Origin of the sequence: Gilliamella sp. Fer1-1, from assembly GCF_001690825.1 — a bacterium.
Classification (GTDB): Bacteria; Pseudomonadota; Gammaproteobacteria; order Enterobacterales; family Orbaceae; genus Gilliamella; species Gilliamella apicola_C.
Genome location: NZ_LZGX01000034.1, coordinates 63,139 through 85,191, shown reverse-complemented (window position 1 = coordinate 85,191; position 22,053 = coordinate 63,139). Strand labels below are relative to the sequence as shown.

Annotated in this window: 21 protein-coding genes; 9 read left to right on the top strand and 12 right to left on the bottom strand. The window is 34.1% G+C overall.

What is annotated here, in order from left to right; genetic code table 11:
• Positions 1-615: 615 nt before the first annotated feature.
• From A9G28_RS04810 to A9G28_RS14030, 5 genes are all read right to left on the bottom strand, one after another.
• Positions 616-945, bottom strand: coding sequence for a hypothetical protein (locus A9G28_RS04810; RefSeq protein ID WP_065579928.1), 330 nt, complete (start codon positions 943-945; stop codon positions 616-618).
• Between the two features lie 234 nt (positions 946-1,179).
• Positions 1,180-1,533 carry a hypothetical protein gene (locus A9G28_RS04805; protein WP_065567382.1) on the bottom strand — a complete coding sequence of 118 codons (354 nt, stop codon included), beginning with the start codon at positions 1,531-1,533 and terminating at the stop codon, positions 1,180-1,182.
• A 270-nt stretch (positions 1,534-1,803) separates the two neighbouring features.
• Positions 1,804-3,039 (bottom strand): hypothetical protein, encoded by a 1,236-nt coding sequence (locus A9G28_RS04800; RefSeq protein ID WP_065579927.1) that lies wholly within the window; start codon positions 3,037-3,039, stop codon positions 1,804-1,806.
• A 130-nt stretch (positions 3,040-3,169) separates the two neighbouring features.
• Complete coding sequence (locus tag A9G28_RS04795; protein WP_218057322.1) at positions 3,170-3,565, bottom strand: DUF2750 domain-containing protein; 396 nt, start codon at positions 3,563-3,565, stop codon at positions 3,170-3,172.
• Positions 3,566-3,851: 286 nt separating this feature from the next.
• A complete protein-coding gene (locus A9G28_RS14030) occupies positions 3,852-4,214 on the bottom strand; it encodes an IS3 family transposase (RefSeq protein ID WP_141672006.1) in 363 nt (120 codons plus the stop codon).
• A gap of 191 nt (positions 4,215-4,405) precedes the next feature.
• Between A9G28_RS14030 and A9G28_RS04790 the strand changes: the two genes are divergently transcribed.
• On the top strand, positions 4,406-4,891 hold the full coding sequence (locus A9G28_RS04790; protein WP_065567384.1) for a CPCC family cysteine-rich protein: 486 nt from the start codon (positions 4,406-4,408) through the stop codon (positions 4,889-4,891).
• Positions 4,892-6,254: 1,363 nt separating this feature from the next.
• Positions 6,255-6,551: a hypothetical protein gene (locus A9G28_RS04780; RefSeq protein WP_141673594.1), complete on the top strand. Its 297-nt coding sequence runs from the start codon at positions 6,255-6,257 to the stop codon at positions 6,549-6,551.
• A gap of 297 nt (positions 6,552-6,848) precedes the next feature.
• On the opposite strand, the gene A9G28_RS04775 is transcribed toward A9G28_RS04780, so the two are convergent.
• The gene (locus A9G28_RS04775; protein ID WP_065579924.1) at positions 6,849-8,390 is read right to left on the bottom strand and encodes an AMP-binding protein; all 1,542 of its coding nucleotides are present in this window, start codon (positions 8,388-8,390) and stop codon (positions 6,849-6,851) included.
• A complete protein-coding gene (locus A9G28_RS04770; RefSeq protein WP_065567388.1) occupies positions 8,387-9,226 on the bottom strand; it encodes an SDR family NAD(P)-dependent oxidoreductase in 840 nt (279 codons plus the stop codon). The genes A9G28_RS04775 and A9G28_RS04770 overlap by 4 nt, the downstream gene beginning before the upstream one ends.
• A 1,209-nt stretch (positions 9,227-10,435) precedes the next feature.
• On the opposite strand from A9G28_RS04770, the gene A9G28_RS04765 reads away from it, so the two are divergent.
• Together A9G28_RS04765 and A9G28_RS04760 are read left to right on the top strand one after the other, a co-directional pair.
• Entirely contained in the window at positions 10,436-10,888 is a 453-nt protein-coding gene (locus A9G28_RS04765) for a hypothetical protein (RefSeq protein ID WP_065579923.1), read from the top strand.
• Positions 10,889-11,204: 316 nt separating this feature from the next.
• Positions 11,205-11,573, top strand: a complete 369-nt coding sequence (locus A9G28_RS04760; protein ID WP_065567390.1) for an Imm8 family immunity protein — start codon at positions 11,205-11,207, stop codon at positions 11,571-11,573.
• Between the two features lie 137 nt (positions 11,574-11,710).
• On the opposite strand, the gene A9G28_RS04755 is transcribed toward A9G28_RS04760, so the two are convergent.
• The 3 genes from A9G28_RS04755 to A9G28_RS04745 all read right to left on the bottom strand — a co-directional run bounded on the left by A9G28_RS04755 (position 11,711) and on the right by A9G28_RS04745 (position 14,066).
• Positions 11,711-12,160 carry a hypothetical protein gene (locus A9G28_RS04755; protein ID WP_065579922.1) on the bottom strand — a complete coding sequence of 150 codons (450 nt, stop codon included), beginning with the start codon at positions 12,158-12,160 and terminating at the stop codon, positions 11,711-11,713.
• A gap of 153 nt (positions 12,161-12,313) precedes the next feature.
• Entirely contained in the window at positions 12,314-13,078 is a 765-nt protein-coding gene (aroD, locus tag A9G28_RS04750; RefSeq protein WP_065579921.1) for a type I 3-dehydroquinate dehydratase, read from the bottom strand.
• Positions 13,079-13,193: 115 nt separating this feature from the next.
• On the bottom strand, positions 13,194-14,066 hold the full coding sequence (locus A9G28_RS04745) for a shikimate dehydrogenase (protein ID WP_065579920.1): 873 nt from the start codon (positions 14,064-14,066) through the stop codon (positions 13,194-13,196).
• A gap of 199 nt (positions 14,067-14,265) precedes the next feature.
• Between A9G28_RS04745 and A9G28_RS04740 the strand changes: the two genes are divergently transcribed.
• Both A9G28_RS04740 and rsmB read left to right on the top strand, forming a co-directional pair.
• Positions 14,266-15,600 carry a Na+/H+ antiporter family protein gene (locus tag A9G28_RS04740; protein ID WP_065567458.1) on the top strand — a complete coding sequence of 445 codons (1,335 nt, stop codon included), beginning with the start codon at positions 14,266-14,268 and terminating at the stop codon, positions 15,598-15,600.
• Between the two features lie 37 nt (positions 15,601-15,637).
• Entirely contained in the window at positions 15,638-16,930 is a 1,293-nt protein-coding gene (gene rsmB / locus A9G28_RS04735) for a 16S rRNA (cytosine(967)-C(5))-methyltransferase RsmB (RefSeq protein WP_065579919.1), read from the top strand.
• A gap of 53 nt (positions 16,931-16,983) precedes the next feature.
• On the opposite strand, the gene A9G28_RS04730 is transcribed toward rsmB, so the two are convergent.
• Positions 16,984-17,526, bottom strand: coding sequence for an NAD(P)H-dependent oxidoreductase (locus A9G28_RS04730; protein WP_065567395.1), 543 nt, complete (start codon positions 17,524-17,526; stop codon positions 16,984-16,986).
• A 108-nt stretch (positions 17,527-17,634) separates the two neighbouring features.
• On the opposite strand from A9G28_RS04730, the gene A9G28_RS04725 reads away from it, so the two are divergent.
• The 3 genes from A9G28_RS04725 to radA all read left to right on the top strand — a co-directional run bounded on the left by A9G28_RS04725 (position 17,635) and on the right by radA (position 20,528).
• Positions 17,635-17,976, top strand: a complete 342-nt coding sequence (locus tag A9G28_RS04725) for a winged helix-turn-helix transcriptional regulator (RefSeq protein WP_065567396.1) — start codon at positions 17,635-17,637, stop codon at positions 17,974-17,976.
• Positions 17,977-18,164: 188 nt separating this feature from the next.
• Positions 18,165-19,139 carry a phosphoserine phosphatase gene (gene serB, locus A9G28_RS04720; protein ID WP_065567397.1) on the top strand — a complete coding sequence of 325 codons (975 nt, stop codon included), beginning with the start codon at positions 18,165-18,167 and terminating at the stop codon, positions 19,137-19,139.
• Positions 19,140-19,148: 9 nt separating this feature from the next.
• Positions 19,149-20,528, top strand: a complete 1,380-nt coding sequence (gene radA / locus A9G28_RS04715; protein ID WP_065567398.1) for a DNA repair protein RadA — start codon at positions 19,149-19,151, stop codon at positions 20,526-20,528.
• 118 nt (positions 20,529-20,646) lie between these two features.
• On the opposite strand, the gene ppnN is transcribed toward radA, so the two are convergent.
• Positions 20,647-22,023: a nucleotide 5'-monophosphate nucleosidase PpnN gene (gene ppnN / locus A9G28_RS04710; RefSeq protein WP_065579918.1), complete on the bottom strand. Its 1,377-nt coding sequence runs from the start codon at positions 22,021-22,023 to the stop codon at positions 20,647-20,649.
• Between the last annotated feature and the right edge of the window lie 30 nt (positions 22,024-22,053).

The window sequence follows — 22,053 nt, the reverse complement described above, 5'->3', positions numbered from 1 at the left end:
ACGACTTTTCATATTGCTTAGGCGATACCCAGTTATTAACTCCGTGTCGGCAAACCTACTTATAATCGGTTTTGATATAGGCGAATAGGCTTTATTGGCTTCTTCCTTGTTTTGTTATCATCATGAATCATGGGTGTTAACGGATGGAAAAACTTTCAGCAATGGCATTATTTCAACAATTGCCTGTTTGCTTCAGACTTTGGCTAAGTCCATACTGTAACACTAATCTGTAACACTAATCGCTTAAAATTAGCGTTGCGATATTGGTTTTTTTGCCACTAGGTCGTCGCTTTCCTTTGAAAAATGGACGACAAAATAAGGTATTTTGGAGCGTGGTACAAACTAAATACTGATCAATATACTTAATGTATTAATCAGTAAACCATAAGATACAGCTTGCAATAAAAGGATTAATGTTATTATTTTTTTAAATAAAAACTTTAATAAAATCAATGGGTTTTCTGACTGATTTTTATTGTGCTAGAACTTGATTTGAATGGGCATACCGTATCGGTTATCTCAATACCGTTTAAGATGACCTAATCATATGAATAGGTTTGTTATGTATTTTTCAATGCAAATAATCTAACAACTCGTTTAATAATTTTCATTGGTTTATCCTTTTTTATCATCAATTTCTTTGACTTCTTTATTTAAACCCGAAGAACACAAATAAAGCTCTTGTGCATACCAGATACACTTACTTTCAACTGACGACAGACCGGCAGTGCCAGATACGATGACAACGGTTGCTTCATATATTGGTACTTCACCGGCTTGGGTGGTTGATGAAGTGCACGTGCGCTTTTTTAGCATTTCATTGGCTATTTTTAGTGCTTTGTTTTCTGTTTTTAGCGCGATAATTTTTGGTGGCTCATTAGTTAGCTCATGGTTACTGGTTAGGATTAAGTTGCTTAACTCATTTATCCAGCGTTGATTTACCAATACCTAAATGATTAACGATTTCAGCTAATGAAAGATGGGCATTAGATAAAGCATAATTCACCGTCTGCTGTTTGAACTTTGCACTCAATTTTTTGTGCCATAATGTGTTCGCTTATGATTGTTCGTTATAGCATATTCGTTATATTATAAAGGTGACATTTGCCGATTTTAGGGCGAGGATCAACATCATGTATTGGTATGCTAATTTGTTAGGTGCTAAAGATAAAGTTCACTTTAAATCTGTGGAGTAACTTCGACAGGAGACCAAACTGAACATTTCCACTGTATAAAATGATTAGTTAGAATTTGTTTGATATAACTTTCAAATTCAGAATTAAAATATTCATCAGATATTATTGTTATTTCAAGCGTATAATGCTCATCACACAATAATTCACTAAGCATATCAATTTTGTCTATAACGGCTATGCTAAAATTGGCCAATTCAGCTCTGGCAATATAACGACCTTTTTCATCTTTACAGGATAATTTACATTGAAATGCTGATGCTATCTTAGCCTGTATTTCTTGGAATGATTCATTATTATCAACTAATACAAAAGTTAACCACCTTGTATTTATATTCATAGAACTATCAACCTTACTAGCCAATTTAATATCACAGTATCAACTTCAACTATGATCTTATAAAAATATTCCATTCTTGCCATATCACAAGATCCATTGTTTGTATGTTAGCAAGTTTTTTTAATATTACCAATGTGTTGTTTAATATCAAAATGGATCTATCTTAACAGACCACCTTGGCGTAAAATTAGGCATCTTAATTGCCTACTTATCATATTAAGATGCGATATTACTTCAGCTAGATAGATTTGTGCTTTTAATCCATCTTACTTATCTCGGCGACGGCTTGTTAAGCTTTTGGGCTAGCTCCTCTACACATTCCTGAGCTATTTTTTTGTATTTTATCGCATTTTCTGTAGAAAAATTTTCATCAATCATTTTATAAAAGCCATCAACTGTGCCAAAAAAGCCATTTGCTTGAATAGCAAATCCCCCATTAGCCCAACAAGCAAAAATGGTTGTTAAGTTGCCTTGGTTGCTTTTGCGATAAACTATATTCTGTACTTTATCTACATCTAAATATATACCACAAGCAACGGATAAATTTTCAGGTAATAATTTGATTTTGGTTGACTCTATATTCAAGCGACCACCAATAAATAAATTTTTAGGCAATACTTGAATGTCTGTATTAGCAACACTTAAATATCCTCCTACCGATAAATTTTCTGGTAATGTTTTTATTCTGGTATTTCTTAAATTTAGATAACCGTTAACAGAAATTTTTTGAGGTAATTGTTTGATATGGGTATTTCTTAGATCAAGATCTCCCCCAACAGTTAAGTTTTCGCCTAATAATTGAATATTGGTATTTGCTAAGTCTAAATCACCGCCAACCGATAAATTTTCAGACAATCTATTAATTTGGCTATTTATTAAATATATGTCACCACCAACCGATAAGTTTTTGGGTAATGTTTCGATATCTGTATTTGCTAGATTTAAATTGCCACCAACCGATAAGTTATCCGGTAATGTCTGAATCATTGAATAGGTAAGATCTAAATTGCCGCCAACTGATAAGTTATCTGGTAATGCTTTAATCATTGAATAGGTAAGATCTAAATTACCACTAATTGATAAGTTTTCAGGTAATGATTGAATATCTGTGTGAGCTAAATTCAAATCACCACCAATAGCCAGATTTTCAGGTAGCGCTTTGATGTCTGTAAATTCTAAATACAAATTACCACCCACAGATAAATTATCCGGTAAGACTTTAATTTTAGTGATCGATAAATTTAAATCCCCACTAATTGTAAAATCATTCGATAAGGCTTGGATTTCGGAGTCTGTTAAATTCAAACTACCATGAATAGCCATATTTTTTGGTAGTATTTGTATTTTTGTTTTACTTAAATTTAAATCACCATGGATAAGTAAATTGTCTGGCAAGACACTAATTTCTTTGTTTCTTAAACGCAAATTATCATTAATGATAACTTTATTATCTTGAACAACGTGTTTTACCCCTTTTTTAGTTAGTAATTCGAGAAATTTTTCCATAGGTTATTTCACCAATAATAAGCACTCTTCTAATTTGATATCACAAGTTATATACAATGAATTACTCAGTTAGAAACTGTCTTTGCTTTTGTCCGATTACAAGTTTGGATTACTTCATTCGGGGTTAGTTTTAAATATAATTACTACATTCGTTTTCTAAATCAATTAATAAGCTCTCAGCATTAACAATAGGAGTGCTTGATAGCGTAGGAATGGAGAAAATACCAACTTGAGTTCCTTTGGCTGATAAATCAGGCAATAATTTATTCATTATATAATCAAGCGATAATGCCTTGGGTTTATAATTCTTCCAGCCACCTAAAGCACAATTTGCAGCATATTCACGAGCAGGCCATAATATAAGAACTTCATTATTGTTATCATTTCTACCGGTTAAGGCAAACCCGTCATCGTCTAAGACCCAAGCTACTTCGTTATCAACAATTTTTTTTATGGAATAAATGTATCTTTCTTGGCTCCCTTTATTTGACATAACTTCAACTTCTTTGGCTGATAAGACTATCATAAGTGAATACTCCTTATATTTTTGCTTACGTCTAAATAAATTGTTGTAATCATAATCATCGTGTCGATGCTAAAAATAAGCTCGTTTTTTGCAGTTTAGCATACTAATTAAGATTCAGATCACTCAGCAACTCAATCCATTCTAGCAAGATAAATCTTCTATAGCAGGATTATATTACCTAAAAATATTGTAATGCTATCCCGTTTATCTGTCTAAATATTGTCTATGATGCCGAATTTTTTACTCAATTGACGTTGTAACTATCTCTCAAATGGTAGCTATCCCCCTAAAATAGTACAGCAAAAAAGTAGAAAATTGGAATGGCAACACATTTCAAACAAAAATTAAGGCGATAATTACAATAACGTTTAACGACGTATTTTGATACGAGCAATAAAAATTTCATCAGCCGAACAATGTAACAGCGTGATACCCAAATGTTCTCTTTTTGCAAATCAAAACCAATTCGCCTTGTACCATAACAATGATAGCTTCGGTTAAATAGCGTCACTACTTTATCTGCATAAAGTCTTACTGATTTTTGTTTATTCAATTTACATTGGTAATAAGCATAATATCTTGATAATACGAAATATTGACATCGTTTTGTCGGGCTATAATGATGTCGGTTTGCGTTTAGGATAGTCATTTTCACCCCATTATCAGTGCGGCTTGCTTTAAAATATCGTTTTCTATGCGGCGCTTTTTTAAGCGCTTTGCGTAAACCCTTAAAAAAGTTGTATGATTTAGTGTAACCGCTCCGAATTGGACTTATTATAAAGACGGTTGGAGAAGCAAAAAACCATTCCAAGAGGCAATTGATTTAGCGCGAGAAAAATAATGTGTATAGAATTCTTTCATAGTGAAGTCATTAACTTTTTAAATTACCACTCTTTATTTACTTTAAAATTAGACGATAGAACAAATTTTTTATATGAAAATGGAATACTTGATGAGCAATCTATGGCTCTTTCTAAGAAACAGATTTACAACAATGATATTTTAGATAGTTATAAATTATCATCGTTAGTTAGAAATAAATACTTAGAAAACAAAATAAAAGACATTACCGGTAATGATATAAAAATAATTGATCATCCAGATAGTGAAATTACTGGTGTTGCTTGTATCTCATGTCGATACCTTGTTTTCAAGGATTATGAAGACTCGATTTTTGAAATATGTCCAGTTTGTGATTGGCAAACAGACCAATTAAATGAAGATGGATATAGTAAATTAAATCAAAGTTATTTAACCTCTTATATAAGCACTTCTTTATACAAAGAAAAAGTACTGCAATATCAGGATGTCTATATAAGAAAATAGCATAAATTCTAAAATAAATGCGCCAGTCTGCACCACGAAGTATTATGCCCCTAAGGATAGTTGAGCATCGAATTCAAAGACTACTATAACAGCTGCTGGCAACACAAACACTCCCCTGCGAGGTTAGCATCCCATCCTAATCACATCCTGACAGAGCGCATCTACCAGTACGACAACCTCGGCGGGTTAGTTAGCATAAAAACACAGCAGACATGATCCTCGCAAAAAATGGCAAATGAAATTGTAAAAAAGTGTCACATGTTATCTACTACTGGATCTGTTTTAGTTAGCCTAAAGCGTAGGGCTATTCTTGAAAGTGTAGAGTATTTATGATCCTATTTTTGATGTAATGGGTCGATACGAAATTAAATATTATTAAAAAATAAAACGATAGAAGCTGGCTCAATAATTAGATATGTGTAGGATCGTGATTTATAGCATCAGGTTTACTGGTGAATTTCACAATGAAATGTCGCAACAAACCTAACTGCATCCAAAGCAAACAAAGTGCCAACTACAGCTAGCGTTACCGCTATTTCTACGACCGCCTTATCGAAAAACATCAGCTAGACAGTGCAGGCGTCCTCTTGCAACGTTAAAAAACAGAATAATTGTTTTGAACAAAAATATCGTTCGATCTAAAGTATTTTTTATATGATATATGAATATAAAAATATTTGATTATCCTAATAGCTATTGTTTCGAATCTGAATCAGATCAGATTGCAAATTATGATTTTTGTTTTAGTGGTGGGTCGGATTTTATTTCAGTTAAGCTTGCAAATCTGCTGTCAGGTTATAAAGGTTTTTTAAAAGAGGTTAAATGCCTTGATGCCAATGCCATTATCAATGGTCAGAGCAATTCAGACTATAACGTCTTAAATATTCTTCATTCATTATCATATATAGGCATAAGCCTGATAGTGAACCAATATTAAATTATTTGCCTAATAAATCAAAGAAGTTTCATAGAATTGTCTTTAAAAAAATATCAAAGAAAACTTTTATATGGCAAGATATTAGGAATCTCAAAAACATGTCGTTATTTCCGATAAGCTAAGGCAATTCTTTGTTGATAATAATGCCAAAAGAATATATTTATAACGACTTTTGTTAGCATGTGTCCTAGTTATTATTAGTTTTATGTATAATCGTAACTATCGCTAAAATAGTGTAGAAAAAAGTAGCAAGTTCTTCATGATAAAAATAAAAGGGTTTGTATGAAGTTATTATGTAATCATTGTAAAAAAGAATTTATAACATCAGAAGAGCAAGACCATTTTATCTCGGTTTCTCGCCAAAAGAATATGAAATTCATTATGATAAAATGCCATTATTGATCAATGGGTTATGACATTAATTCGATGCTATTAAATAAGCCAGAGGATAAACAAACTGCTGTTGTAAATGGATTAAAGTGCCCTAAAGAAACATGTGCAGGTATTGTTTCTTATATTGAAGATGTCCCCCCATTTTTTGGTTGTGGTCAATGTGGTAATGTGTGGTTTAAAAAAGAAGACTTATATAACGACATTAAAAACATAATTGCTAAATACCCTTATAGAAAACAAGCATATAATATTGTGAATGATAAATACTTGCCTGCTTTAGATAGCGAAATTCCCTCATGCTATGATGATCAAGTAAACTTGGAACAATAAATCAATTTTAGACAGATAATAATGGTTAGTTTAGCTACCTAGTGACTGGGGAAACCAATATTGCAGTGCGGATTTTAATCGGTTAGTGTTAAAGCATAGATTTAACCAAAGCATGCTCTATTACAGATCCCAAAGATCCTAATAAGAAAAATCATCTCCTTGTTTATAATTTTAATTTAGGTAATTTTAAACTAAATGAAGTTGGAACTATTTTCACCCACGAGATATTATCAATGTTTAGTTATCATCCTAATTTAATAATGATTATTTGTATAATAAACTAAACCATCATTACTTCTAATAAAATGTTCCAATATCTTCATTGTATAATAGAGTATGTAATTGCCTCTTATCAACCTTACCGATAGCCGTTATAGGCATTTCATTTAGCTCAATGACTTTTTTCGGCATTTGATAACGAGCCACTTTACTACGCAGCCAAGTAAACAATGCTTCGTTAGATAAAACTTGGTTTTTTCCTAATATAATAAAAGCAACAAATCGTTGTCCAAATTCATCATCGTTGATGGGTATGACTGTGGCTTCTTCAATTGCTGGATGCTCTAGTAACTGTTGTTCAAGATCATAAGGATATGCATTTTCTCCTGCTGATACAATCATGTCATCTTTTCGACCTTGTAAATAAAAATATCCATGTTGATCTTTATACGCTAAATCACCTGTTGAGATCCATTTGTTAGCTTGTATCGACCATGCGCACTTAATCCATAATTCGCCTATTCCTTTAACTATTTCCTGCCCATCTTGCATTAATTTTATATGTAATCCGTTAATTGGGCGGCCAATACAACTGGGTTGTTTTTCTAAATCTTCAGGTGTGGCAATTGTACATATACCGGCCTCAGATGTACCATATAAATTAAATAGCATTGGCCCCAATTTATTTTGTGTTTCTTGAACAAGCGTTTCTGCTAAAGGTGAACCACCACTAATAATACATTTCAAACTTAGTAACTTGGTGTGATCATACTTAAGTAAACGACCTAGCATTAACGGAACTAAAGTAATAACCTCTATTTTATGTTTATCTAATAACTGACTAGCTTCTTGTGTTGTAAATTTTTTATGTAAAAAAATAGTAGAGCCGAGCAGTACAGCTATGCAAAATGTAGCAATACCAAACCCATGGTAAATTGGTGTTGCGATATAAATGCTTGAATACTGATTAAGTTTTAATTTTGTAAATAAAGCAGTAAAAGGAATGATAAACCCTTTAGCTTTTGTGCTGCGCCCCGCTATTTTAAAATTGCCTGTTGTGCCACTGGTTAATACAATGATTTTGGGAAAATGACACACTTTTCTTTTTTGTGTTGTTTTCATTAAACGACCATTTATTAATCGTTGAATAGAAGGAAAATTGTCGTGATAAGTTAATAGGTTATTTTCTTTCTGTAAAAATTTAATCTCTGGATCATGAATAATTAAGTCAAATGAATACGCTTCGTCTAGTTTTTTAAATTGTGTCGCAGACATCTCTGCATTTAATAAATAGATATCTGCGCCCAATACAGATAAAGCAAAGAGAGTGTGTGCTAAATAAATGTGGTTATAAGCCATCACTGCAATCTTCTGTTTAGCTTTAACACCATAAAAAGTAGCTAGTTGATCAGCTAAATGTTGTGATTGTTTATATAGGGTACAAAAATTAATATTATCTTTTTCATCTTGAAACGCAATTTTTTGTGGGTAGAACCGTTTGCTTATATAAAGCAACGTCATTAAATTGATGCCGACAACTTTTATTGCACAAATTAAATACCAAATTCCTCTAAAGGTTAATAAGTTACATTGATAGAGTATTTTTAAAGTCTTAATCATTTTTTATTCCGTAAATAATACTGTGTTATTTTTAACCATAATGGATATAATAAAACGGAAGTTAGTTGCGCCCATATACTCCACCAAGGCTTATAATATGTCTTACGGTTAATCAATAAGTTATTAATACGCATTGCAGCCTGTTCAGCGCGCATTGCTGGCGCTTGTTGATATGCTTTAGTTGGTGCTATCATTCTAGTCTTAACCAACGGCAAATAGGTGCTGGAAACGGTGATCTTGTTGATAGCAAGCTCACTACTGGCACAATTCAGCCATTGATCAAAAGCGGCTTTAGAAGCTTGATAAGCTGCCCAGTAGGGGGTTGGCGCTAATAATACATTAATTGCTGATACGTTAATAATTTGCCCTTTATTTTTTTGTAATTCAGGAATTAATGCTAAGCAAAGTTTCACTGGAGCAAAATAATTTAATTGCATTGTTCTTTGAAAATCATGGTATCTGTCTAATGATTGCATAATTGGACGACAGATAGATTTACCAGCATTATTAATAAAAATATCAATTGTAAATTGAGATAATATTTTTATAAACTCGTTAAGCTGTTGCTCATCGGATAAATTGACAGAAAAAACGTGCACCGTTGCTTTTTGACTGGTTATCTGTTGCTTTATCGTTTCTAGTTTTTCTGTTGTGCGCGCGACTAAAATGAGTCTACAATCAATGTCTGCTATCTGATAACAAAGCGCTTCACCGATACCAAAAGTAGCACCAGTAATCAACACGGTTTTATGATGTAATCGCTGGGTAAGGAGTGCTTTATTTACTTTTATAGGAGGAAATAGAATAAATTCCAAACATCGCTTTATCGCGTTCATTGTTTTTTTATTTTTCTCTTTAAACAATAAATACCGTGTAGAATAACATAGAATTTATTATTTATTACTCATAAATAGGCGACAGTCAAAACTGTAATTACCAGATTAGGTAGCAGTTTAAACTTAATCTAACAGACGCTAACGACTTATCAGAATTCATTTTAACAAAATGAGAGCCTCGCCAAAAAATGAACCTATGTCATCTTTATGATATAACTAACAATCATAGGAGGACATTGTGGCCAAAAAATTTTGCGCACAAACTGGTGAAGTACCAATATATAAAGCAACATTTGTTACCATACCCATTATTGCTAGTCTGCCGTCACTTAGAAGTTAGCGTATCAGATTACTATACTTGGCTAAAACCTGAGCCTAAATCAACGGGGGTTATTTGAGAATATCAAAGCACTTTATTGTTAACATAAATCCTGCTCAAGCACACCCAGCTTAGTACATGATATCAGGGACAAGGGCTAGGATATATCATAAAGAAAGATTAGCTGAGCATGATAAAAATTAGTCAGAAAAGGCATTGATTTTATTTGATTTTTTATTTTGTAACGCGATGAAAAATAATGGCATTAATCCTTTTGCTACAAGTCTATCATTATGATGTGCGGACTAATACATTAAGTATATTGATAAATATTTAGTTTGTCATTCACCCAAAATTCCTTATTTTGTCGTCAATTTCCTAAAGGGATATTATACCTAGTAGCCAATGAAACCAAATATTACAGTGCGGATTTTAAGTGATTAGTGTTACAGCATGGAATTAACTAAAGCATTATTCACCACCTATTATTTAAACGCTATATCCAATTTTTTGGCGAGGATCTGATTGGCTCACAGAAAAATTGAAGTGGCTATCGGCTTTGGTTAGGTTAAATGGTATAGAATCCTGAATAATTTTTACAAATAGATTCTAAAGTAAATATCCAAATCATAAATAATTTATGACAAAACATAATATTTGCGTGAATTGATTTAAATAAAGTGTGCTTTTTTATAAAACAAATTTTTATAAAACAATTTTTGGAAAAAATATTGAATCTAGCACCATAACAGTATGAATATTTTTAATATGGGTTATTATAATATTGAGTAAAAATGCGAGCATGTAGATATATATCAAATGCTTTGCCATACGGTAATGATGGCCAATGTCAAAACAATTGCAACGGTTTATCCTAAAGGATATTGTTAATGATTAATTTAATTATCCCCCCTGATTCTATTCGCGTATCAAAAAGTAAAATATCAACGCAAATATTCTCAAAAATATATTTTCAGATCGGGAACATTTTCTTTCCTGATGAACAATGGGATGATTTTACCGTAGTTATATTAAATTGGTGGTTAAAAGAAGCTTGTAAAATTCAGCAAAATAACATAACTCATTTTTACTTTATGGATGGACCTTTTTATTTTGAAGTTTTTTGTATTAATAAAATTTGTAAAATCAAATTTATAGATAATCGGTTAGATAAAAAAGAAGTCGTATATAGTGGTGAAATAGAATACACATCTTTACTGAATTTATTAAAGAAAAATGCAAATTTATTAATTCGAAGCTTACCTATGGAAGCCGAAAAACTAAAAGATGTCATAGAATTAAAACAAAATTTAAAATTAATACAAACTCGATCCTGTAAATAAGTTTGTATTTTTGTCTATTTTTATATTTATCTTTGGTATCAACATATGCTTTTCTACTTTACGAAAATAATGTTATTGATTACGAAGATGAGATGTATCTAACATTGCAATTCAATAGATTGTCAATAATTCATTGTGTCTTGATTTTTATCATTGGTTTAATGGAATACCTAAGTAGCTAAATATTAAGGTTAATACGATCGATAGCTTTACCATATTGGTAAAAAAATAAGATTTAAGCAATGATAATTGAGGCGTTCTCGATATTATAATTACAGTGAGCGCCTTATAATGTTTATTTTGATGCGGGCTATAAATGAAAATTAAACAACAAAAATTTGAAGTGAAATATTACTGGTCTCCAGATATCGGTGATCCTTGGCTGTGGCAGCCAGAAGATAATGCAGTTTTTTATTTATTAGAGATGAATATCGGTATTACTGGCGAGGATAATTCTGATATTTACTCAATCATTGTCGCAACTCCAGAAGGAATACTCAATTTAAATAAGGGTAGAATTCAACAGCCAAAACGATATAAAATTTTATTATTAAATCAATATGATTGGGATAAAGTTAGACAATCCATAGATGAAAAGCTGGCTTGTATAAAACCAGCTGATGGTATCCCCGCTTTTGATAAATTAGCGAGTGATTTTTATTGGGAATATGACGGTATGCCATAATCACCGCATCTTGTAATTGTGCATTTGCCGGTTAAAAATGATGATTAATTTTATTACTAAATTGTGTAATCAATTAGCTGTAATAAAGTTGCTTATTGTACATAACCTGTTTGGGATAGGTATACGTCCACAACTAGCTAGCAAGAAAATGCCAACCTATTGTCAATAATACTTTTATTATTGATTAATTCAAAGGATAGCAAAATACCTTCATAATTAATGCCAAGGACAATTAATTGTTCATCGACTTTATAGTAGTAACGCATATGATCTTCATAAAGATGATCTTTAAGAATATAATTATGATTAAAGGTATCGGTTAAAATAAACGGGGAGCCTAATTTAAACTCAAAACCCAAGAAATTCAAAATTTGATTGGCTTTATCAAGTAACAATATATTATCTATCACTTCATCAATTAATAAAACTTCAATATTATCGGCAATATAAAAAAACATAATTTGATAACCACAAATATCTGCTGTTCCTAGAATATTGGCATAGGCAAAATCTTTAATGGTATTGCGTTGATCTGAATTAAAAAAATAATTGATATCAAGCGAGCTAAATTTATTTTTATTATACATATCCCAAACCTAAATTTTGTACAACCACATAACAATTTGGGGGAGTAAAATTCGCTATGTGGTTGTAAATGAAGATTTTGATAATGAAGCGCAAACACTTCATCACCGCTCTACATTGGCACGCCAATTCATTATTAACGGATTGATGTTAAATTAGCTATGGCTTTGGTACAAGATATCTAAAATAGAGCGTAATTGTTTGGCGTCTAATTGACCCGGTGCCGAAGCATGTTTGGCAGCGCCAAAGGTCATTGCTGAGCCAAATGTCGCACCTGCAATACGGCTCACCACACCCAGCCCAGCCATAGACATGGTAATAATGGGGGTGGTTGCATGTTGTTGGTTCATTTCGGTGGTTGCTGCAAGTAGTGTTAATACATCATCTGTTGTTTGTGGCATGACGGCAATTTTAGGAATATCAGCACCCAGTTCCTGCATTTTCCTTAATCGGTAGATAATATCACTTTTGGATGGTGTTTTTTCAAAATCATGGTTTGATGCGACAACAAATACCTGATTTTTGTGTGCAACGGCAATAATATCTTTTACATCATCATCACCAATAAATAGCTCAACATCAATAAGATCAATAAGCCCACTACACGCCATTTCTTTATTCAACTGAATATAAGATGCGAGTGGCCAAGGTTTAACCCCCCCTTCATTTGCGGTTCTAAACGTAAATAAAATCGGTTTATTAGGCAGTAAATCGGCTATGCTTTTAGCTGCTTGTTTTACGGCATTGATATTGTCAACTTGAGTAAAGTGATCAACACGCCACTCTAAAACGTCAAAATCAATAGATTGTAAAAACTTAACTTCATCAATTAATTCTGCTTGAGTCTTTCCCACAATAGGTACAATAATTTTAGGTGCACCCAAACCGATCTCAAGTTCTTTTATGGTAATTGTTTTCATTTCATATTCCATTAGCTAGCAATTGCATTAATAGATTGGTGATTTTATAACGCTTAACAATATTTATCACTGATTATCCATCATGAATAAAATTGTTAAAAACTTTGATTATTCATTAATCATTAAAACCCATTTGTTCTTTCACATATTCAATCGGTGCATCTTCACCCGTCCAAATTTTTATTTGAGCAGCACCTTGCCATAGCATCATGCCAATACCATTTAATGTTTGGCAACCTTGTTGCTCCGCCATTTCTAATAGCTTGGTTTTTCGTGGGCTGTAAATGCAGTCGGTAACAATAAGATCAGGTCTTAACATCGTGGCATCAGTAATTAAGCTTTGCCCCTCTAACGGCTTCATCCCAACACCTGTTGCATTACAAAGCACAACACTATCTGCAATCTCTTTGCGTAATTGATCTTTATCGGCGAGATCGATAACACGCACATGGCATTGACTCGTTTGATTCAATTTTTTCGCAATGGCTTCTATCTTTGTATAGCATTCATCTTTTTGATTAAAGATGGTGATTGCTTTTACTCCATCAAGTGCCGCTTGCACAACTATGGCGGTTGCCGCACCGCCCGCTCCAAGAATGGTTATTTTTTTGCCTATCACATCAATATTGGCTTCTTTAAGCATACGCATGTAACCCATTCCGTCTGTGTTATAGCCAGTTAACACACCATTATCATTGGAAATCGTATTACACGCGCCACTTAGTTCAACGGCTGGCGTTAACTTATCAAGGTACTGGCAGACAAGCTGCTTATTGGGCATTGATACCGCACTGCCACGCAAACCTAATGCTCTAAGTCCTTTAATTGCATCAGCAAGTTTTTCTTGATCAACTTCAAATGCTAAATAAACATAAGGAACATTCAATTTTGAATAAATCGTATTTTGCATTTGCGGGGATAAACTATGGCGAATAGGGTAGGCCATTAAACCAATTAATAAAAAATGTCCGTCGATATTATTTCTCATTAACAACGCTCCACAATAACTTGACTTTAATATATTGACTTTAATATAAAAGCTTTTATGCTTAAAATGACTTCAGTAATACGAATTTGGTTTTGTCTATTGCAAAACAGTGAGTATACACTATCAATTGCACTTTCAATACCTATCGCCTACAATAATAAGCTTTGCTTCTTAACTAAGAATCTATCTTATGAATACAATGCTTGATTTGTTCTCGTCAATAAATGCAGTTGTGGTTGCGGTAATTTGTATGTTAATTTTATCGCTTTGCCGTGTCCATGTTGTTATTAGCTTAATCATTGGGGCATTTGTTGGCGGTTTATTTAGCCATTTATCGTTAAAAGAAACCATTGATGCCTTTAACACAGGCATCAGCAATGGGGCAAATATTGCACTTTCTTATGCCATGCTAGGTGCATTTGCTGTGGCGATATCAAAATCTGGTTTACCAGAATTATTGGCAGATAAAGCGATTAAACAGCTGACATCAAGTGATGCTAAAAAACGTATCAAATGGATTTTGATTGTTATTATTGGGCTAGTAAGTATTTCCTCTCAAAATGTAATTCCGATTCATATCGCCTTTATACCTCTTTTAATTCCGCCACTATTATATGTGATGTCACGGCTACAGCTTGATAGAAGAATGATTGCGTGTATTATGACATTCGGATTAATTACGCCTTATATGTTTTTACCGGTGGGATTTGGCAATATCTTCTTGCACCAAATCTTATTAAAAAATATTACCGCATCTGGCATGGATGTAAGCCATGTTAATGTAATGCATGCCATGGCTATTCCTGCGTTAGGTATGTTTGTTGGCTTATTATGGGCTATCTTTGTTAGTTATCGTAAACCAAGAGAATATAAAATTATTCGTAGCGAAGCGAATCAAGGTGCTGTAAAAGAGGTGAATAAGCATTCACTTATTGTTTCATTATTGGCAATTGCGTTATCTTTTTCCGTTCAACTTTATACCGGCTCAATGATTTTAGGTGCCTTAATTGGTTTTATTTGCTTTATTGTATCGGGATCGATTAAATGGGGCGAAGCGGATGGTGTTTTTACTGACGGCATCAAAATGATGGCAATGATCGGCTTTGTGATGATTTCAGCGCAAGGATTTGCCGAAGTATTAAAACAAACGCATGAAATTGAACCGCTTGTTATTAATAGTGCAGCTTTATTTGCAGGAAATAAAGTGATTGCTGCCTTTGTAATGATGCTAATTGGCTTGGTTATTACATTAGGGATTGGCTCTTCATTTTCAACCGTCCCAATCATTGCAGCTGTTTATGTGCCACTTTGTGTACAACTTGGTTTTTCACCGATTGCCACGGTATGTTTAATTGGCGCATCGGGTGCGATTGGTGATGCAGGATCACCACCATCAGATACTATTTTAGCGACATCGTCTGGATTAAATAGTGATGGGCAACATGACCATATTCGAGATAGTGTTATCCCAACATTTACCCATTTTAATATTCCGTTATTTATTGCTGGTTGGATTGGATCTTTAATTTTATAAACTAATCACAATAGATAAATTAAGGTTGTCATGATTTATGAATAAAAAATTACACCAAAATATACGAGCTGTTTGTGCGCAAGCTATTTTTAATGTATTAGAAGAAGGGCAATCATTAAGTGCCACACTGACTGCTTTGCATCACAAAATAGCGGATAAAGATCGAGCACTAGTGCAAGAAATGTGTTTTGGTGTGATGCGAGTATTACCCGAGCTCAATTTTTATATCCATACCTTAATGAGTAAGGTTTTGACAGGTAAAAATAGGGTTTTGCACTATTTATTGTTAGTGGGTATTTACCAGATCCTTTATACACGTATTCCCGAACATGCCGCTGTTGGTGAAACAGTTGATGCAGTAAATACTTTGCAAAAGGCGCCATTAAAAGGATTAGTTAATGGCGTGTTACGTGAGTTTTTGCGTCAGCAAGCATCATTACAACAAAAATTTATGCAAGATGATAAGCAACAAAATAGCCGAACATTACACCCAAGTTGGTTATTGACTCGTATAAAGCAAGCTTACCCACAGCAGTGGCAAACAATTATTGATGCGAATAACCAAAAACCTCCAATGTGGTTGCGGGTTAACCAAAACCAATATTCAATTCAAGAATATCAACAACTGTTAGCAAAACAGCACATTGAGTCAGAACCACATGATCAATTACCTTGTGCATTGCGGTTATTATCGCCCGTCAATGTTGCTAAATTACCCCATTTTGATGACGGTGCAGTGACAGTACAAGACTTGTCTGCTCAGTATGCTGCTTATTTATTAGCACCACAAAATGGTGAGCAAATTCTGGATCTTTGTGCGGCACCTGGTGGTAAAACCACGCATATTTTAGAGGTAGCGCCAAAGGCACAAGTGTTAGCTGTGGATGTGGATGCAAACCGAGCCAAACGTATTGATGAAAATTTAACTCGTTTGAAACAGCATGCTGACGTCAAAGTTGGCGATGGCTTAACGCCAGAGCTGTGGTGTGAGGGGCGTTCATTTGACCGTATTTTATTGGATGCACCTTGCTCCGCAACAGGCGTTATCCGCCGTCATCCAGATATAAAATGGTTACGCCGAGATAATGATATTGCCCAATTAACTGAGCTACAACATGCAATCTTAACTAATATTTGGTCTTATTTAAAAATTGGTGGTACTTTAGTTTATGCCACTTGTTCAATTCTACCAGACGAAAATAAATTACAAATTGAGCGTTTTTTACAAGAAAACACCAGCGCCAAATTACAAGGTGAACTTAAACAATTTTTACCTATTGAAAATGGTGGTGATGGTTTTTTTTATGCGGTTTTAAAAAAGCATAGTTAATACAACATAAAATATGATGATTTATCAATTATTATAAATCATCATATTGATTTTTATTGGTTATATTTATTTATGATTTCAACTAACTGTTGCCCATGTTGTCGTGCTTTTGTTTTTATTTTAGCTTGCATTTCTTCAATCTCTGGTGAAATACCATATAAAAGTATTGGTGGCAGATATTCCATTTGCGTATATAAAGTTGATACTTTGACGGGCTCTAATAAATTATCCATTAAATCGTTGTGATATTTTTTATAATTTTGTTCTTGTTGTCCTATGGTTAAACTTGGTAATAGTTTTTTACCTTTTAATTTATCGCCTTTGGAGCCATAAGCAAATTGGTAAGTAAATACTTCATCAAACCATATTTTTAATATTGCCGGCATGTTAAACCAATACATTGGATATTGTAAAACGATAAGGTCATGTCTGAGTAATGCGGCTTGCTCCTCTTGTACATTGATTTGATAGTTTGGATAAAGCTTGTGAATATTGCGAATTTCAATATCCTCAACTTTATCTTGTAATGTTTCGATAATTGTTTTATTGGCGATAGACTGTTTAATATTGGGGTGACCTAAAATAATTAATGTCATAATGATACTTTTTTCCTTTTTTGCTGTTAAAATGATAGTTACTCTAATTAGTTTATTTGTAAATAAACTTATAGCAATATCTATCAAACTTGATAGTTAGGTGAATTAATGCAAATAGATGAACAAAGACCATTAAAACGTTATAACAATAAAACTTATTATTGCCCTATTAGTTTGGCAATGGATTTAGTTGGTGGAAAATGGAAAGGGGTAATACTTTATTATTTGCTTTTTGGTGAAAAAAGATTCAGCGAATTGAAAACCATTATTCCTCATATTACCGATATGACATTAAGTATACAACTTAAAAAATTAGAGGAAGATGGGTTAATTACTCGACACGTTTTTGGTGATAAACCCCCTTTAAAAGTTTTCTATAAATTAACGCCATTTGGCGAAAAATTAGGGCCTGTATTAGAGCAACTTTGTTCATGGGCGTTGAATATTTAAGATTGATATAAGCATTGAGGTGGAATGATTAAAGGCAACCTACGGATTTATCTATTTTGTTAAAAAAGTTTCAGATAACTATGTGTTTAAGTATAAAAAACTAAAAAAATCACACAATCCTAATTTGGACAATCTTTAGTAGTTGTGATAAATTTTGGGCTTGTTTTATCTTATAAAGATGTTCAGATATGGCTTACACCCTCACCTATAATGATTTACCTGAAAATATCCAACGCTGGCAAGGCTTACCACTTTCATTAAATGGCTGCGAAGTGGTGCCTTTAGATTATAATGCAGGTAAAACAGGTTGGATTATTTATGGCAAAAAGCTAAATAAAACAGTATTGTCAAAATTCCAAAATCAACTTGCTATGCCAATGGTAATTGTTTCATCTTGGAAAATAAAAACTTATCAGATTGTTCGTATTGCTGGTGTTATGCCTAAAAAAGCCAAGGCTATTTCATTAACATTAGGCATCGATGTATCGCCAATTGACAATTTACCGACACTCCATTCACCAGGATTATTGGTTATGGATATGGATTCAACGGCAATCAAAATTGAATGCATAGATGAGCTGGCTAAATTATATGGTGTAGGTCAGCAAGTTGCGGCTGTGACTGAACAAGCAATGCATGGTGAGCTTGATTTTGCAACCAGTTTACGAAATCGGGTGGCAACTTTAAAAGGAGCACATCAAGATCTTTTACAACAAGTAAAAGATAATTTACCGCTTACTCCTGGATTGACCTATTTAGTCAAAGAATTGCATAAAAAAAATTGGCATGTTGCTATTGCATCAGGAGGATTTACCTATTTTGCTGATCATTTAAAGCAGAAACTAAAATTAGCGGATGTTTATGCTAACGAATTAGAAGTCAAACATAATAAATTAACAGGCAAAGTAATTGGTCAAATTGTCGATGCAAAGTATAAAGCGCGAACTTTACAACAATTAGCGACATCACTCGATATACCTATTGAGCAAACGGTGGCTATTGGTGATGGCGCCAATGATTTAATGATGCTACGTATTGCGGGTTTAGGCGTTGCCTATCATGGAAAACCTAAAGTGGTTGAAAAGGCTAAAATTAGCATTAATTATGCAGATTTAACTGGATTATGGTGTATTTTATCAACCAGTTTATTAAGTGAAGGTTAGGAGATTAAATTGGCAAAAACCGTTAAACGTGCTTATGTTTGTAATGATTGTGGAGCAGATTATCCTCGTTGGCAAGGCCAGTGCAGTGCTTGTCATGCTTGGAATACCATTACTGAAGTTAGACTAGCAAGTACTTCAACGCGCAATGATCGATTAACGGGTTACGCAGGTAGCGGTGTTGGTCAAACAAAAATTCAAAAATTATCCGAAATCAGTTTAGAAGCGCTACCAAGATTTTCAACCGGTTTTTCCGAATTTGATCGTGTGCTTGGTGGGGGCGTTGTACCGGGTAGTGCGATTTTAATTGGTGGTAATCCCGGGGCAGGTAAAAGTACCTTATTACTACAAACCATGAGTAAGCTTTCATCACAAATGAATACGCTTTATGTGACGGGTGAAGAATCACTTCAGCAAGTAGCCATGCGTGCACACCGATTAGGTTTACCTGCTGATAATCTTAATATGTTATCAGAAACCAGTATAGAACAAATCTGCTTATTGGCTGAGCAGTCGCAACCTAAATTAATGGTGATTGACTCTATACAAGTTATGCATCTTGCTGATATTCAATCCTCACCGGGGAGTGTTGCGCAGGTTCGAGAAACCGCCGCTTATTTAACGCGCTTTGCAAAAACAAAAGGTATTGCCATTATAATGGTTGGGCATGTGACGAAAGATGGCTCGCTAGCAGGGCCTAAAGTGCTTGAGCACTGCATTGACTGTTCCGTTTTATTAGATGGTGATGCTGATTCTCGTTTTAGAACATTGCGTAGCCATAAAAATCGGTTTGGGGCGGTAAATGAGTTAGGTGTGTTTGCGATGACCGAGCAAGGGCTTAAAGAAGTCAGCAATCCATCCGCCATCTTTTTAAGTCGTGGTGAGGAAATGCTACCCGGCAGTTCGGTTATGGTATTGTGGGAAGGTACTCGCCCATTGCTGGTTGAAATCCAAGCATTGGTTGATCACTCGATGTATGGCAACCCAAGGCGTGTGACAGTAGGTCTTGATCAAAATAGGCTGGCATTATTGCTTGCAGTGTTACACAGGCATGGCGGATTACAAATGGCCGATCAAGATATTTTTGTGAATGTTGTTGGTGGCGTTAAAGTCACTGAAACTAGCGCTGATTTGGCATTGATTGCCGCATTAGTATCAAGCTTTCGTAACCGCCCATTGCCACAAGATGTCGTTATTTTTGGCGAGATCGGTCTTGGTGGTGAAATTCGTCCCGTACCAAGTGGGCAAGAACGTATTTCTGAAGCGGCTAAGCATGGCTTTAAAAAAGCGATTGTACCTATTGCGAATATGCCTAAGAAGAAGCCCGAAAATATGCAGATTTTTGCCGTGAAAAAAGTGTCTGAAGCGCTAGATATTTTAGGTGATTTTTAAAAGCGATATAAATGATTAATAAAACATTAACTATCAATCGATTAAATCACTCCGCCGATAATCGTATCGGCGGCAAGATAACATTTACCCGCGATTAAATTACTCGCTAATATTTTTGTTAATAACAAATTTCATAACAAGGTTGGTAGGCGCTTCCTCCTGGTAATTTCATTCGATCTTGTTTAATAAAACTACGTAATAAATTATCGAGTTGCTTCATGATTTCGGGATCGCCTTGCAATTTGTATCGGCCATGCTTAGCAATTTCCTTCATACCGAATTCTTTTACATTACCGGCTACAATTCCCGAAAATGCTCGGCGTAAATCGGCTGCTAATAATTCAACAGGTTGATTTCGATGAAGATTTAATGAAGCCATATTGGCATGGGTTGGCTCAAAAGGGTGTTGTAGTGGTTCATCAATTTTTAGTAGCCAGTTGAATCCATAAGCATCACCTGTTTTTAAACGAGAAGATTTAACATGCTTAACACCATCTTTCATAATACGAGCCACTTGTTCAGGTGAGTCGATCACGATTTGGTATAATTTCGTTGCCTCATCACCTAATGTACTACGAATAAAATTATCAATAGCAGTAAAATATTCCTCACACTCTTTAGGCCCCGTTAATATCAGCGGTAATGTTTGATGTTTATTGGCTGGATTTAATAAAATACCAAGAATATAAAGTAATTCTTCGGCTGTTCCTGGGCCTCCAGGAAATATGATAATACCATGCGCCATACGTACAAAAGCCTCAAGGCGTTTTTCGATATCAGGCATAATAATCAGCTCATTTACTAATGCATTAGGTGGCTCGGCTGCAATAATTGACGGTTCAGTCATGCCAATAAAGCGACTTTCTTTATAACGTTGCTGAGCATGACCAACCGCTGCGCCTTTCATCGGGGCTTCCATCACACCTGGCCCACAACCAGTACAAATGTTCAGCTCGCGCAAACCCAGTTGCATACCGACTTGTCGTGCATAATAGTATTCATTTTCGTTAATTGAATGCCCACCCCAACAGACAACCAGATTAGGCTCTTCACCCACATGTAGCGCATTTGCATTGCGCAAAATTGAGAAAACAAGGTTTGTGATATAAAACGAATGATCTCTTTCAAATTTGATATTAGAGATAAGTTCTTTGATGGCACTGATTTGACTATTTAAAAAAAGAATATCGCGCAGCACGGCAAAAAGGTTTGCTTGGATTGAACGAATAATTCGCCCATCAACAAAGGCACTTTCAGGTGCATTAATGAGCTCTAATTTTACGCCACGTTCTTTACTAATGACATTAATTTCAAAAGACTTAAATCTATCTAGCAAATCTTTAGTATTATCGGTTTTACTACCTGCATTGAGTGTTGCTAGCGAACAGTTTCTATATAATTGATAAAGCTCACTATTGGCAGATTTTTTTAGAATATCGACTTCAGCTTGAGCAAGCAAATCCATTGATCCTAAAGGGCTAATATGGGTTATCATCACAACCTCCATTTGATGGTTTTATCAGCA